Genomic DNA, 13,045 nt, shown 5'->3' with positions numbered 1-13,045 from the left:
GACTCCGGCGGCGGCGTCGCCGACCACGACGTGCACGTCGACGGCGACCCGGTCCACATCCCGTTCCGGGTGTCGTTCCCCTGGCCGTCGTCGGCGGTGCTCGCCCGGATGGGCCGCGCCGCCGCGCCCGTCGTCGCTGCGTGGATGTCGCGCAGGCGAGAACGCCGGGCACCGCCAGCGCGCCGTGCGCGACCTGCTCTGCGTGCACGAGGCGTGGGTGGTGCCGTTCGTGGGTCGCCCCCTGCGGGGAGTACGTCCACGAGATCGGCGCCGACGTCGACCGGTTCGTCCGCACCGAGCTGGGCCGCCACCCCGCGCTCCGGCACGCCTACGCCCGCTTCGTGCGGGACAACCCGCGTTCCTGGCCACCACGCGGCATCGCGCGTGACCTTCCGCCACCTGGAACACCGGTGGCCGCACCGGGCGACCCGAACCGGACCTACCCGCAGCTCGCGGCGCTCGACGCGCTGTCCGCCCTCGCCTATCGGGGAGGTCAGGACTACCCGGGGGACCCGGCGCCGCCGCGGGTCACCGCGGCGGCGTCCTGAGCGCTCAGGCGGACGCGGCCGCCGCCGTGACCTCCGCGGTGCCGCGGTCCAGCACCACCTCGCCGTCGACGGCGGTCCGGAAACGCGACCGTGCCGTCACCGGTGTCCCACACCGAGACGGTCAGGGACTGGCCGGGCACGACCGGCGGGTGAACCGGGCGTCCATCGCGACGAGGCGGCGGGCGTCGCCGTCGCAGACGGTCGCGACCAGCGCACGCGTGGTGAACCCGTAGTGCACATGCCGTGCAGGATCGGCCGGTCGAAACCGCCCTTCGCGGCGAACTCCGGATCGCTGTGCAGCGGGTTGCGGTCCCCGGTCAGCCGGTAGAGCAGGGCCTGGCCGGGCGTGGTCCGGTAGGTCACCTCGTGGTCGGGGCGCGCGGTCGGGGACGGGGCTCGGCGGCGCTGTCACCGCGGGTGCCGCCGAAGCCGCCCTCGCCGCCGAGGAACAACGTCTTCGTGCTGGTCAGAACCGGTTCCCCGGTGCTCGCGTCGACGGCCTCGGCCTCGGTGCGCACCAGCGCCCCGGACCCTTGTCGAGCACCTCGGTGACCGTCGCGGTCACCCGGACCCGCCCCTCCACCGGCAGCGGGCCGACCACCCGGAACGCCTGCTCGGCGTGCACGACGCGCGAGGCGTCCACGTCACGAGGTCGACCTTCGCGCCCGCGGTGACGATCTCCGCGAACGACGGCAGCACCGCCGTCCGCACGCCCGCGGTGTTCTCCGTGGTCAGCGACAGCTCGGCGGTGGGGTCCTCACCCCCGCGCCGACGGCGACCGCGTAGAGGAGCACGTCGTCCCGTGCCCACGCGAAGCTGACCGGTTCGCACTGCGTGCCCTCGAGATCGGGCGCCAGGGGCATGGGGAGTCTCCTTCGACGTTCCACCGTGAGGCGGAAACCTATCCCGCCCGGTGCCCGCCGCCCAAGCCCCCGGTGCCCGGCTGACACACTGTCGAGGTCAATCGTGGTCGTGAAGGGAAGAGTGTGGTGACGGCATCACCGGAGGCGGTCGAGCTGGCGAAGGTGGCCGCGGCCGCCGCGGCCGACAAGAAGGCCGTCGACATCGTCGCGCTCGACGTGTCCGACCAGCTCGCGCTGACCGACTGCTTCGTGCTGGCGTCGGCGGCCAACGAGCGTCAGGTCCAGGCCATCGTCGACGAGGTCGAGGAGAAGCTGCGCGAGCGCGGCAGCAAGCCGCCCGCCGCGAGGGCGACAACGACAACGGCTGGGTGCTGCTGGACTTCAACGACATCGTCGTGCACGTCATGCACACCGAGCAGCGCGGCTTCTACGGCCTGGACCGGCTCTGGAAGGACTGCCCGGCGATCGAGGTGCCCGACCCCCAGGGCGACCCGGACGGCACTGCATGACGCTGCGCCGGGTCACCCTGCTGCGGCACGGGCAGACCGAGTACAACTCCGTCGGCCGGATGCAGGGGACCTGGACACCGGCTGACCGACGCCGGTCGCGCGCAGGCCGCGGCCCGTCGCGCCGCGGCTCGCGCAGGAGCGGTTCGACCGGATCATCACCTCGGACCTGACCCGCGCCCACGACACCGCGACCGCGGTGGCCGAGGCCGTCGGCTGCCGCTGTCGGTGGACAAGCGGCTGCGGGAGACCCACCTCGGGGACTGGCAGGGACGCACCATCGCCGAGATCGGTGCCGACGACCCGGGCGCGATCGCCGAGTGGCGGTCCGACCCGCGGTTCACCCCGCCCGCGGGGAGTCCCGGGTCGACGTGTCGTCCGGTCGCTGCCGGTCGTCGAGGAGCTGGACCTCGAGTACGCTCCGACCCGAGGAGCGCTCCGTGCTGCTCGTCGCGCACGGCGGCATGATCGCCGGGATGGTGTGCGGGCTGCTCGACCTGCCGCAGTCGTCCTGGCCGTGATCGGCGGGCTGGGCAACACCCGTGGGCCGTCGTCGCCCGCCGTGACGACCACCCCCGCTGGCGCCTGTGGGTACAACATCGGTGCCTGACCTGCTGGGTCGTCGGGGACTCGCTGGCCTTCCACGGACCCGAGCGGCCCTGCCCGGCCGACGAGCCGAGGCTGTGGCCCAACATCGCCGCCGCCGCCTCGGCGGCCGCGCCGAGATCGTCGCGCGCGCCGGGTGGACGGCCCGGCACGCCTGGTCGGCGATCACGGGGACCCGCGGGTGTGGGCGGCGCTGCCGCGGGTCGGCGCGGTCGTGCTCGGGGTGTCCGGGATGGACTCGCTGCCGTCCCCGCTGCCGACCGCGCTGCGCGAGCTGATCCCGGTCCTGCGGCCCGCCTCGCTGCGCCACGCGGCCCGCAGCGCCTACCGGCGCGCCCAGCCGCGGCTCGCCCCGGCGCTGGCGCGGCTGCCCCGGCGGGGGACCGGCGACCCTGCCGCCCGCCCTGACCGTCGCCTACCTGGAACGCTGCCGGGCCGGTGTGCACGCCCTGCGCCCCGGGCTGCCGGTGGTGGCGCTGGCACCGTCGGTGCACCGCGCCGCGACTACGGCTGGCCTGGCCCACCCGCACCGTGCCGCCACCGACGCCGCGATCCGCCGCTGGGCGGCCGGCGCCCGGCGGTGACGGTGCTCGACGTGCCCGCCCTGGTCGGCGAGCACGTCCTCGGTGGGCACGGCAACCCCGACGGGCTGCACTGGGGCTGGGCGGGCCACGCCGCCGTCAGCTCCGGCCGCCCCCGTACGACGGCGTGGTGCCCGTCGGTGCGGGCGTCCGCACCCAGGCGCACCATCTCGTCGACGAAGCGGAAGCGCGCCTCGAACACGTTCTCGGTGATCATCGACGTGCCCTCGGCGACGGCGGACAGCGCGATCGCCATCGGCTGCAGGTCCGTCGCGAAGCCCGGGTAGGGCAGCGTCACGAAGTCGACCGCCTCGGGGCGGCCGGGCATCGTGACCGAGAACTCCTGCTCGGCGGTGGTGACCTCGGCGCCCGCGCTGCGGAGCTTGTCGAGGACCAGGTCGATGTGGTGCGGGTCGACGCCGCGCACGGTGACCTCGCCGCGGGTCATGGCGGCCGCGAACGCCCAGGTGGCACCGACGATCCGGTCCCCGATGACGCGGTGCGTGGTCGGCTGCAGCCCGGCGACGCCGTGCACGGTCAGCGTGGAGCTGCCGACGCCCTCGAGCTTGGCGCCCATCTGCTGCAGCATCACGCAGAGGTCGACGATCTCCGGCTCGCGGGCCGCGTTGTCGATGACGGTCGTGCCCTCGGCGAGCACCGCGGCCATCAGGATGTTCTCGGTCGCCCCGACGCTCGGGAAGTCCAGCCAGATCTGCGCGCCGTGCAGGTCACCCGCCGTCGCGGTGACGCTGCCGTGCACGATGTCGGTGGTCGCGCCCAGCTTGCGCAGCCCGTTCTGGTGCATGTCCAGCGGGCGCGAGCCGATCGCGTCGCCCCGGGGGAGCGGGACGACCGCCCGCCGGCAGCGCGCCACCAGCGGCCCGAGCACGCACACCGACGCGCGCAGCTTGGACACCGACCGGTAGTCGGCCTCCGCCCCGGGGTCGGCGGGCACGTCGATGTGCACGGTCGACCCCTCGATCGCGACCGTGCAGCCCAGGCTCCGCAGGACGTCGGCCATCAGCGGCACGTCCAGGATCTCCGGGCAGTTCTCGAGCGTCGTCCGCCCCTCGGCCAGCAGCGCCGCCGCCATGAGCTTGAGCACGCTGTTCTTCGCCCCGACGACGTCGACGGACCCGCTCAGCCGGGCCCCGCCGTTGACCGCGAAATGCTCCACCACGCCCGGAACGGTAACGGGACCGTCACCGCGCCGGATGCCCGCCCCGGACGGCCCTGACCCTTCGGACCGTCCGGCGCACCCCCGCATCTGGTCGCCGAGGCACCGGCGCCCCTAGCCTGTCGGGGTGGCGGTGCATCTGACGCGGATCTACACGAAGACCGGCGACGACGGTACGACGGCCCTGGGCGACTTCAGCCGGGTCCGGAAGACCGACGCCCGGCTGGCGGCCTACGCCGACACCGACGAGGCGAACGCCGCGATCGGGGTCGCCGTGACCGTCGGGGGACTCCCGGATCGGATCGTCGACCCGCTGCGGCAGATCCAGAACGACCTGTTCGACGTCGGCGCCGACCTGTGCACCCCGATCGTCGAGAACCCCGAGTACCCGCCGCTGCGGGTCACCGAGGGCTACGTGACCCGGCTCGAGGGCTGGTGCGACGAGTTCAACCCCGAGCTGCCCAAGCTCAACTCCTTCATCCTCCCCGGCGGCACCCCCGGGGCGGCGTACCTGCACGTCGCCCGGACCGTCGCCCGGCGTGCCGAGCGGTCGGTGTGGGGCCTGCTGGAGGTCGACCGGGAGCACACCAACCCGCTGACCGCGCAGTACCTCAACCGGCTCTCGGACCTGCTGTTCATCCTCGGCCGGGTCGCGAACCCCGACGGCGACGTCCTGTGGCAGCCGGGCGGCCCGCACGGCGCCCCGACCACCGACGCCTGACCGGACCCGCTCCGGACGGCCCATTCAGGACGGCCCGCTCAGGTCAGCACCGCCACCAGCAGCGCGACGACGGCGCCGCAGCCGAACGCCACGGCCCGCCGCATCGCGGTGCCGCTGCGGCTCCGGCTGCGCTCCAGGTGGTCGCCGCGCTCGGCGACGGTGAGTGTGAGCGGGTGGTCGGCCGCGGCGGACAGGCGTACCCGGTCCCCGGACAGCCGGGCCTCCCCCACCACGGTGAGCCGGGAGCCCGGCTCGATCCGCCACTCGGTGCGCTCGCGGGCCACCGTCGGGTCGACGAGGCGGAACAGGCCGAACTCGCGGCCCTCGCCGTCGTCGGTGACCCGGCGGCGCTCGGCGACCGGGATCTCGGTGTGCGCGTCGCGGGGGTCGACCACGACCTCCGCGCCGCCGTCGGTCAGCCGGAACGGCCGCTCCCGCCGCTGCTCGGCGACGACCTGCCGTTCCTCCCGGTCGTCCCGGCCGCGGGAGAGCGCCTCCTCGACGAACCGGAACCAGACCGCGTCGACCCCGGTGAGCGGGGCCGGGCGGGCCTCGTCGTCGAGCGGCTCGACGGTGCCGGACAGCGACACCACCTGGCGGAACGCCGGGGCGTCGAGCTCGTCGCGGACGGAGCCGGCCATGGCGACGAGCTCCGCGACCGTCACCGGGGTCGCGGCCAGGCCGCGCGTCCAGCGGGCGTGCCCGTCGCGGGCCTCGCGGAACGACGTCCACGCCAGCCAGCCGAGAATGCCCGCGAACGCCAGGAAGACCAGATCCACGACGGCAGCATAGAACGGACAGAACGGACGACAGGTCCGTAGAGCTACCGATCCGGCGAGGTCAGGACGCCTCGCGGTAGCCGTGCCCCTGCCCCGGCGGGGTGGACTCCAGCCAGGCCATGAAGCCGGTGCGGACGCCCGCCGACATCGCCAGCTCGACGTCGATGCCCCGGCCGGCGGCGTCGCGGCCGCGGCAGCGCAGCACCTCGACCGCCATCGGGATCGCGAACTCCTCCGACCGGTGCGGCGGCCGCCGGTCGACGATCTCCAGGTCGGCCCGGTCCATCACGACGGTCGCACCGATCCGGAAGCTGGTCAGGCGGTACCAGGCGAACCGCTCGCCCTCGTAGCGCCCGACGCCGAAGTGCCAGTCCGTGACAGCGAAACGGCGGCGCAGACACAGGTCCACACCGCCGTTGCGCATGAGTCGTACCCGCCGTACGGCGAGCCAGACCAGGGGGACGACCAGGCACAGCAGCAGAACTCCGACGAACGCCGCGATGAGCTCCACTGCCGTGCCCGGTCCCCGTACTAGTTCGCCTCGGCCGCCCGAAGGCGGGCCTCGGCCCGGGCGATCGCCGATTTGCCCTCGTCGGTGGACGAGTCGGCGCCGTCGCGCGCCCGCCGGGCCCGCTCGACGTCGATCTCGTCCGCCTGCTCGGCGAACTCGGCCAGGATGGACACCCGCTCCGCCGACACCGACAGGAACCCGCCGTGCACCGCGATGGTGCGCTTCGAGCCGTCGGTGGAGTCGATGCGGACGACCCCGGCCTCTTCCAGCTGGGCCAGCATCGGCTGGTGGCCGGGCAGGATGCCGACCTCGCCGACCGTGGTCCGGGCGAGCACGAAGCGTGCGTCGCCCGACCACAGCCGGCGCTCCACGGAGACCAGCTCCACGGTCATCTCAGCAGGCATCGGTGATCAGCCCTCGAGCTTCTTGCGGTTCTTCTCCAGGTCGTCGAGACCGCCGCAGAGGAAGAACGCCTGCTCGGGGACGTCGTCGAACTCGCCCTTGGCGATCTTGTCGAACGCCTCGATGGTCTCCTTGAGCGGGACCGTCGAGCCCGGCTGGCCGGTGAACTGCTCGGCGACCAGGAGGTTCTGCGACAGGAAGCGCTCGATGCGACGCGCCCGGCCGACGAGCTGCTTGTCCTCCTCGGACAGCTCGTCGATACCGAGGATGGCGATGATGTCCTGCAGGTCGTTGTACTTCTGCAGGATCCGCTTGACCTCGTTGGCGACGCGGAAGTGCTCGTCACCGACGTACTGCGGGTCCAGGATCCGCGAGGTCGAGGTCAGCGGGTCCACCGCCGGGTAGATCCCCTTCTGGGAGATCGGCCGGGAGAGCTCGGTGGTGGCGTCGAGGTGCGCGAACGTCGTCGCCGGAGCCGGGTCGGTGTAGTCGTCCGCGGGGACGTAGATCGCCTGCATCGAGGTGATCGAACGACCACGGGTCGAGGTGATCCGCTCCTGCAGCTCGCCCATCTCGTCGGCCAGGGTGGGCTGGTAGCCCACCGCGGACGGCATGCGGCCGAGGAGGGTCGAGACCTCCTGGCCGGCCTGGGTGAACCGGAAGATGTTGTCGATGAACAGGAGGACGTCCTGCTCCTGCACGTCACGGAAGTACTCCGCCATGGTCAGCGCGGAGAGCGCGACGCGCATACGGGTGCCCGGCGGCTCGTCCATCTGACCGAACACCAGGGCGGTGTTCTTCATGACGCCCGACTCGGTCATCTCCGTGATGAGGTCGTTGCCCTCACGGGTGCGCTCACCGACGCCGGCGAACACCGAGGTGCCACCGAAGTTCAGCGCGACACGCTGGATCATCTCCTGGATCAGCACGGTCTTGCCGACACCGGCACCACCGAACAGACCGATCTTGCCGCCGACGACGTAGGGCGTCATCAGGTCCAGGACCTTGATGCCGGTCTCCAGCATCTCGGTCTTGCCCTCGAGCTCGTCGAAGCGCGGGGCCTTCTGGTGGATCGACCGGAGGTCACCGGTGAACTGGATGGACGGGTCGTCCAGGCAGTCGCCGAGGGCGTTGAACACGTGGCCCTTGACCTGGTCGCCCACCGGCACGGAGATCGGGCGGCCGAGGTCGGTGACCTCCTGGCCGCGCACGACGCCGTCGGTCGGCTGCATGGAGATGGCCCGGACCAGGTTGTCACCCAGGTGCGTGGCGATCTCCAGCGTCAGCTTGCGCTTGTCGCCGGAGAGGTCCACCTCCAGCGTGAGGGCGTTGAGCAGGTTCGGGACCTGGTCACGCGGGAACTCGACGTCGACGACCGGGCCGGTCACCTGGACGACGCGCCCGGTGATCGGGCCGGCCGAAGTTTCGGCGGTCGTGGTCATCAGCTCTCACTTCCTGCGCTGGCGAGAGCGTCGACCCCACCGACGATCTCGCTGATCTCCTGGGTGATCTGTGCCTGGCGAGCCTGGTTGGCCTCCAGGGTCAGGCTACGGATCAGTTCGTTGGCGTTGTCCGTCGCGGCCTTCATGGCCCGCTGCCGGTTCGCCGACTCCGACGCCGCCGACTCCAGCAGGGCCGCGTAGAGGCGGGCCCCGATGTACTTCGGCAGCAGCGCGTCGAAGAGCGTGTCCGGGTCCGGCTCGAACTCGTAGAGCGGCTGGAGCCCCTTGCTCTCCGGGTGGTCCCGCTGGCTCTCGGCCGTGTCGGCGTCGCTGTCGATCTCGTCGACCGGCTTCGCCGAGGCACTGTCGGCCGCGTACTCGACCTCGAGCGGAGCCATCCGCCGGGCCTGCGGCACCTGGGTGATCATGTTCTTGAAGCTGGTGTAGACGAGGTGCAGCTCGTCCACGCCGGTCACACCGTCGGTGTTGCCGTCGTGGTCGTCCTCCCCCGCCATGAACGAGTCGACCAGCGTCCGTGCGGCCTCGGCCGCGTGCTCGTAGCCCGGCTGCTCGGAGAAGCCGGTCCACGACTGCTCGATCTCCCGGTTGCGGAACCGGTAGTACGAGACGCCCTTGCGGCCGATCACGTAGAGGACCGGCTCCTTGCCCTGCTCGCGGAGCAGGGCCTGGAGCTGCTCGGCCTCCTTGAGGACGTTGGCGTTGTAGCCGCCGCACTGACCGCGGTCACTGGTGACGACCAGGACCGCGGCCCGCTTCGGCTGCTCCCGCTCGACGAGCAGCGGGTGGTCCAGCGCCGAGTTCGACGCGAGCTCCGACAGGGTGCTCGTCATCAGCTCGGCGTACGGACGTGCCTCGTCCACCCGCGCCCGGGCCTTCGCGATCCGTGAGGTCGCGATCAGCTCCTGGGAACGGGTGATCTTCTTGATGGACTGCGTCGACCGGATACGCCGGCGCAGCACCCGGATCTGTGCCGCCATCGGGTATCAGCCTCAGTTCTTCTTGACCGTGACGGTCTCCTGCTCGACATCGTCCTCGTCGAGGGCCTTCTCGGCCTTCTCCTTGGGGACGACCGAGGAACCGTCGGACGCGGTGAACTCGTTGCGCTTGAACTCGTCGACCGACTTGGTCAGCGTCTCGACGGCGTCGTCGGAGAGCTTCCCGGTGTCGGTGATCTCGTTCAGGGCGCCGGAGGCGTGGCGACGCGAGTACTCGCGGAACTCCGACTCGAAGCGCTGCACGTCGGCGACGGGCACCGAGTCGAGCTTGCCGGAGGTGCCCAGCCAGATCGAGACGACCTGGTCCTGCACCGAGACCGGCGCGTACTGCGCCTGCTTGAGCAGCTCGACCAGGCGCTCGCCACGGCCCAGAGCGGCGGCCGAGGCGGCGTCGAGGTCGGAACCGAAGGCGGCGAACGCCTCCAGCTCGCGGTACTGCGACAGGTCCAGACGCAGCGAGCCCGAGACCGTCTTCATGGCCTTGATCTGCGCCGAGCCACCGACCCGGGAGACCGAGATACCGACGTTGATCGCCGGCCGGACACCCTGGTTGAACAGGTCGGACTCGAGGAAGACCTGGCCGTCGGTGATCGAGATGACGTTGGTCGGGATGTAGGCCGACACGTCGTTCGCCTTGGTCTCGATGATCGGCAGACCGGTCATCGAGCCCGCGCCGAGCTCGTCCGAGAGCTTCGCGCAGCGCTCCAGCAGACGCGAGTGCAGGTAGAAGACGTCGCCCGGGTAGGCCTCACGGCCCGGCGGGCGGCGCAGCAGCAGCGAGATCGCGCGGTAGGCCTCGGCCTGCTTCGACAGGTCGTCGAACACGATCAGGACGTGCTTGCCCTGGTACATCCAGTGCTGGCCGATGGCCGAGCCGGTGTAGGGCGCGAGCCACTTGAAGCCGGCCGGGTCGGACGCGGGGGCCGCGACGATCGTCGTGTACTCCAGCGCACCGGCGTCCTCGAGGGACTGCCGGACACCGGCGATCGTGGAGCCCTTCTGGCCGATGGCGACGTAGATGCAGCGGACCTGCTTCGACGGGTCGCCCGACTCCCAGTTCTCCTTCTGGTTGATGATCGTGTCGACGCAGACCGCGGTCTTGCCGGTCTTGCGGTCGCCGATCACCAGCTGGCGCTGGCCGCGGCCGATCGGGGTCATGGCGTCGATGGCCTTGATCCCGGTCTGCAGCGGCTCGCCGACGGACTGGCGGTCCATCACGCCGGCCGCCTGGAGCTCGAGCACGCGGCGGGCGTCGCTCTCGACGTCGCCGAGGCCGTCGATCGGGTTGCCCAGCGGGTCGACGACCCGGCCCAGGTAGCCCTCGCCGACCGGCACGGACAGGACCTCGCCGGTGCGGGTGACCTGCTGGCCCTCCTCGAGGCCGGTGTAGTCGCCCAGGACGACCGCACCGATCTCGTTCTGCTCGAGGTTCAGGGCGACGCCGCGGACGCCGCCCTCGAACTCGAGCAGCTCGTTGGTCATGGCCGAGGGCAGACCCTCGACGTGGGCGATGCCGTCACCGGTGTCGGCGACGATCCCGACCTCACGGCGGGACGTGCCGCTCTCCAGCGACGAGACGTAGCTGGAGATCGCACTCCGGATCTCCTCGGAGGAGATCGTCAGCTCTGTCATGGCTGCGTCGTTCCTTCTCTCGAACGGGGTCTTCGGGTCGTTCCGCCGGGGTCCGGCGATCGCGTCCGAAGCAGGTCAGCTGGGCAGGGATCGGCGAGCTGCGGCGAGTCGACCCGCCACACTGCCGTCGATGACCTCGCCGCCGACCTGCACGACCAGGCCTCCGAGGAGGCTCCGGTCGAGCTCGACCTGCAGGGAGATCGTGCGGCCGTACATACGGCCCAGGGTCTCGGCGAGCTTGGTCTCCTGCTCGGAGGAGAGCTCGACGGGTGTGCGCACCTTGGCGACCGAGCGGTCCCGGCGGGCCGCCGCGAGCTCGGCGAGCTCCTCGGCGACGACGTCGAGGTGCCGGCTGCGGGGCAGCCGGACCGCTTCGCGCAGCAGCGTCGCCGTCACCGGGTAGACCTTCTCGCCGAGCACCGAGTCCAGGAGCTGGACGCGACCCTCGACGGGCCGGGCGCCGTCGCCGAGCAGGCTCGCCAGCTGCGGCTCGCGGGCCACGATCCGGCCGAACCGGAACAGCTGGTCCTCGACCTCGTCGAGGGAGCCGTTGCGGTCCGCGATCGCGATGGCCGTGCGGCGGGCCAGGCCCTCCGCGCCGGTGACGATGTCGCGGGCCTTCGACCAGCGCTTGCGCGCCAGCTCGGAGACGAGGTCCACGGTCGGCTGCGAGAGCTGGGACCCGAACAGCCGGCGGACGAGGTCCGCGCGGGCGTCCTCGGGGGAGGACGCGTCGGCCAGCAGGCGCCGGACGGAGCGCTCGGAGTCCAGGAACCGGGCCACCGCGAACAGCTCGTCCGCGGTCGTGGTCAGGTCCCGGGCCGACGCGGAGTCGGTCCAGGAGTCCAGCCGCTCGGTCAGCGCCGCGAGGGACTCACGGCTGGCGGGCTGCAGGACAGCCGCCATCAGTTCGCCCCGCTCCGCTGGGCCACGCCCTGCTGGTCGAGCTCACCGAGAAACGAGTCGATCGTCGCGGAGCGACGCGAGTCGTCGGCCAGCTGCTCGCGCAGCAGGCGCTCGGCCAGCTGGACCGACAGGCCCCCGACCTCGTTGCGCAGAGCACGCTGGGCGGCGTCGCGCGACGCGGCCACCTGCTCCTCGCCACGGGCCTTGATGCGCGCGGCCTCGGCCTCGGCCTCCTCGCGGAGCTCGGCCTTGATCTGCTGGCCCTCGGCCCGGGCGTCGTCGCGGATGCGCGCCGCCTCGGCCCGGAGGCCGGCGAGCTGCTCCTCGTACTCCTTCTTCAGCCGGTCCGCCTGCTCCTGGGTCTCCTGAGCACGCTTGAGGCCGCCCTCGATCGCGTCGGTCCGCTCCTCGTAGAGCGTCTCGAAGCGCGGGACCGCGAACTTCCAGAGCAGGAACAGCAGGATCGCGAACGCGACCACACCGAGCACGAGCTCATCGAGGTGCGGGAGAATCGGAAGCGGCTGTTCGGCGGCGAGAATCAGTTCCACCGTGTGTCCTTCCCTGACATGGCCGCCGGTACCGGGACCGGCATGAGAGTGATCTGCCGGCTCTTACTGCGCGATGAAGAAGAGCACCAGGCCGATCAGCATGACCAGCTCGGCGAGGACGAAGGTGGTCCAGCCGATACCCATCAGCTGGCCGCGGGCCTCCGGCTGGCGGGCGGTGCCGCTGATGACGGCCGACCAGATCAGGCCGACGCCGATACCGGCGCCGATGGCCGAGGCGCCGAACCCGATGGCCGCGAGGCCCGGGTTGATGTTGGCGGCTTCCTGGGCCAGAACCTGGGTGACGTTCACTTCGGGTTTCCTTCCGTCGGGTCCGCGGGATGCGGGTCGTTCGGTGTATCGGCCCGGACGGGCCGGCGGATGAAGCAGGTGGTGCGAGCGCGGTGCAGGCGGCACCGGGGTCTCGGTGGTGCTGTCAGTGGTCCTCGGAGATCGCCGCGCCGATGAACACGGCGGCGAGCAGGGCGAAGACGTAGGCCTGGATGACCTGGACCAGCGCCTCCAGGAACGTGAATGCGATCCCGGCGGCGAACACCACCGGGGACGCGATGACGAGCGCGGAGCCCGCCGACACCAGGAACGCCGCACCCACGGCGGTCAGGGCGAGGATGAGGTGGCCTGCGAACATCGCGGCGAACACACGCAGTGCCAGCGAGAGCGGCTGCACCAGGAACTTCTGCAGCAGCTCGATCACGATGATCAGCGGCGCGATGAAGACCGGGACGCCCGGCGGCAGCGCGGCGTGCTTGATGTAGCCGAAGAACCCGTGCTTCTTGAACCCGGCGTAGT

The 13,045-nt window shown here is 71.9% G+C and carries 15 protein-coding genes and 3 pseudogenes; 5 read left to right on the top strand and 13 right to left on the bottom strand.

Going from position 1 to position 13,045, the window contains the following annotated elements:
* The first annotated feature begins 140 nt into the window (after positions 1-140).
* Positions 141-548 carry a hypothetical protein gene (locus KPL60_RS24865; protein ID WP_226367376.1) on the top strand — a complete coding sequence of 136 codons (408 nt, stop codon included), beginning with the start codon at positions 141-143 and terminating at the stop codon, positions 546-548.
* Positions 549-812: 264 nt separating this feature from the next.
* On the opposite strand, the pseudogene KPL60_RS34870 reads toward KPL60_RS24865, so the two are convergent.
* A pseudogene (locus KPL60_RS34870) lies at positions 813-911 on the bottom strand (MaoC/PaaZ C-terminal domain-containing protein); the annotation flags it as partial.
* Between the two features lie 103 nt (positions 912-1,014).
* A complete protein-coding gene (locus tag KPL60_RS24855) occupies positions 1,015-1,191 on the bottom strand; it encodes a hypothetical protein (RefSeq protein ID WP_226367375.1) in 177 nt (58 codons plus the stop codon).
* A gap of 346 nt (positions 1,192-1,537) precedes the next feature.
* On the opposite strand from KPL60_RS24855, the pseudogene rsfS reads away from it, so the two are divergent.
* The 3 genes and pseudogenes from rsfS to KPL60_RS34035 all read left to right on the top strand — a co-directional run bounded on the left by rsfS (position 1,538) and on the right by KPL60_RS34035 (position 2,438).
* A pseudogene (gene rsfS / locus KPL60_RS24850) lies at positions 1,538-1,920 on the top strand (ribosome silencing factor).
* 81 nt (positions 1,921-2,001) lie between these two features.
* Positions 2,002-2,214 (top strand): annotated as a pseudogene (locus KPL60_RS35235) (histidine phosphatase family protein); the annotation flags it as partial.
* Positions 2,215-2,288: 74 nt separating this feature from the next.
* A complete protein-coding gene (locus KPL60_RS34035) occupies positions 2,289-2,438 on the top strand; it encodes a hypothetical protein (protein ID WP_374228751.1) in 150 nt (49 codons plus the stop codon).
* Positions 2,439-3,027: 589 nt separating this feature from the next.
* Here KPL60_RS34035 and murA read toward each other — a convergent pair.
* On the bottom strand, positions 3,028-4,284 hold the full coding sequence (murA, locus tag KPL60_RS24840) for a UDP-N-acetylglucosamine 1-carboxyvinyltransferase (protein WP_226367374.1): 1,257 nt from the start codon (positions 4,282-4,284) through the stop codon (positions 3,028-3,030).
* Positions 4,285-4,408: 124 nt separating this feature from the next.
* On the opposite strand from murA, the gene KPL60_RS24835 reads away from it, so the two are divergent.
* Positions 4,409-5,002 carry a cob(I)yrinic acid a,c-diamide adenosyltransferase gene (locus tag KPL60_RS24835; protein WP_226350078.1) on the top strand — a complete coding sequence of 198 codons (594 nt, stop codon included), beginning with the start codon at positions 4,409-4,411 and terminating at the stop codon, positions 5,000-5,002.
* A 38-nt stretch (positions 5,003-5,040) separates the two neighbouring features.
* Here KPL60_RS24835 and KPL60_RS24830 read toward each other — a convergent pair whose 3' ends face one another.
* The 10 genes from KPL60_RS24830 to KPL60_RS24785 all read right to left on the bottom strand — a co-directional run.
* A complete protein-coding gene (locus KPL60_RS24830; RefSeq protein ID WP_226367373.1) occupies positions 5,041-5,781 on the bottom strand; it encodes an E3 ubiquitin ligase family protein in 741 nt (246 codons plus the stop codon).
* Between the two features lie 61 nt (positions 5,782-5,842).
* The gene (locus KPL60_RS24825) at positions 5,843-6,292 is read right to left on the bottom strand and encodes a DUF2550 domain-containing protein (protein WP_062397354.1); all 450 of its coding nucleotides are present in this window, start codon (positions 6,290-6,292) and stop codon (positions 5,843-5,845) included.
* A 20-nt stretch (positions 6,293-6,312) separates the two neighbouring features.
* On the bottom strand, positions 6,313-6,684 hold the full coding sequence (locus KPL60_RS24820; protein WP_020621465.1) for a F0F1 ATP synthase subunit epsilon: 372 nt from the start codon (positions 6,682-6,684) through the stop codon (positions 6,313-6,315).
* A gap of 18 nt (positions 6,685-6,702) precedes the next feature.
* Positions 6,703-8,136, bottom strand: coding sequence for a F0F1 ATP synthase subunit beta (gene atpD, locus KPL60_RS24815; protein ID WP_062397356.1), 1,434 nt, complete (start codon positions 8,134-8,136; stop codon positions 6,703-6,705).
* Positions 8,136-9,134 (bottom strand): F0F1 ATP synthase subunit gamma, encoded by a 999-nt coding sequence (locus KPL60_RS24810; RefSeq protein WP_226367372.1) that lies wholly within the window; start codon positions 9,132-9,134, stop codon positions 8,136-8,138. The genes atpD and KPL60_RS24810 overlap by 1 nt, the downstream gene beginning before the upstream one ends.
* Before the next feature lie 12 nt (positions 9,135-9,146).
* Positions 9,147-10,784, bottom strand: coding sequence for a F0F1 ATP synthase subunit alpha (gene atpA, locus KPL60_RS24805; protein WP_226350074.1), 1,638 nt, complete (start codon positions 10,782-10,784; stop codon positions 9,147-9,149).
* Positions 10,785-10,859: 75 nt separating this feature from the next.
* Positions 10,860-11,690, bottom strand: a complete 831-nt coding sequence (locus KPL60_RS24800) for a F0F1 ATP synthase subunit delta (RefSeq protein ID WP_226350073.1) — start codon at positions 11,688-11,690, stop codon at positions 10,860-10,862.
* Complete coding sequence (locus KPL60_RS24795) at positions 11,690-12,238, bottom strand: F0F1 ATP synthase subunit B (protein WP_062397364.1); 549 nt, start codon at positions 12,236-12,238, stop codon at positions 11,690-11,692. Before KPL60_RS24795 ends, KPL60_RS24800 begins: the two co-directional genes overlap by 1 nt.
* A 63-nt stretch (positions 12,239-12,301) precedes the next feature.
* The gene (locus tag KPL60_RS24790) at positions 12,302-12,547 is read right to left on the bottom strand and encodes a F0F1 ATP synthase subunit C (RefSeq protein ID WP_020621511.1); all 246 of its coding nucleotides are present in this window, start codon (positions 12,545-12,547) and stop codon (positions 12,302-12,304) included.
* A 124-nt stretch (positions 12,548-12,671) separates the two neighbouring features.
* The coding region (locus KPL60_RS24785; RefSeq protein WP_226367371.1) for a F0F1 ATP synthase subunit A at positions 12,672-13,045 on the bottom strand (374 nt) is incomplete at its 5' end.

The organism is Pseudonocardia sp. ICBG162 (assembly GCF_020496225.1).
Lineage (GTDB): Bacteria > Actinomycetota > Actinomycetes > Mycobacteriales > Pseudonocardiaceae > Pseudonocardia > Pseudonocardia alni.
The sequence above is the reverse complement of the archived record's forward strand: the minus strand, read 5'-3'. Positions and strand labels throughout refer to the sequence as shown.

Excerpts from the sequence above, each read along its gene's own strand:
- KPL60_RS24820 (WP_020621465.1), bottom strand. The coding sequence starts at position 6,684 with ATGACCGTGGAGCTGGTCTCCGTGGAGCGCCGGCTGTGGTCGGGCGAC.
- atpD (WP_062397356.1), bottom strand. The coding sequence starts at position 8,136 with ATGACCACGACCGCCGAAACTTCGGCCGGCCCGATCACCGGGCGCGTC.
- KPL60_RS24810 (WP_226367372.1), bottom strand. The coding sequence starts at position 9,134 with ATGGCGGCACAGATCCGGGTGCTGCGCCGGCGTATCCGGTCGACGCAG.
- atpA (WP_226350074.1), bottom strand. The coding sequence starts at position 10,784 with ATGACAGAGCTGACGATCTCCTCCGAGGAGATCCGGAGTGCGATCTCC.
- KPL60_RS24800 (WP_226350073.1), bottom strand. The coding sequence starts at position 11,690 with ATGGCGGCTGTCCTGCAGCCCGCCAGCCGTGAGTCCCTCGCGGCGCTG.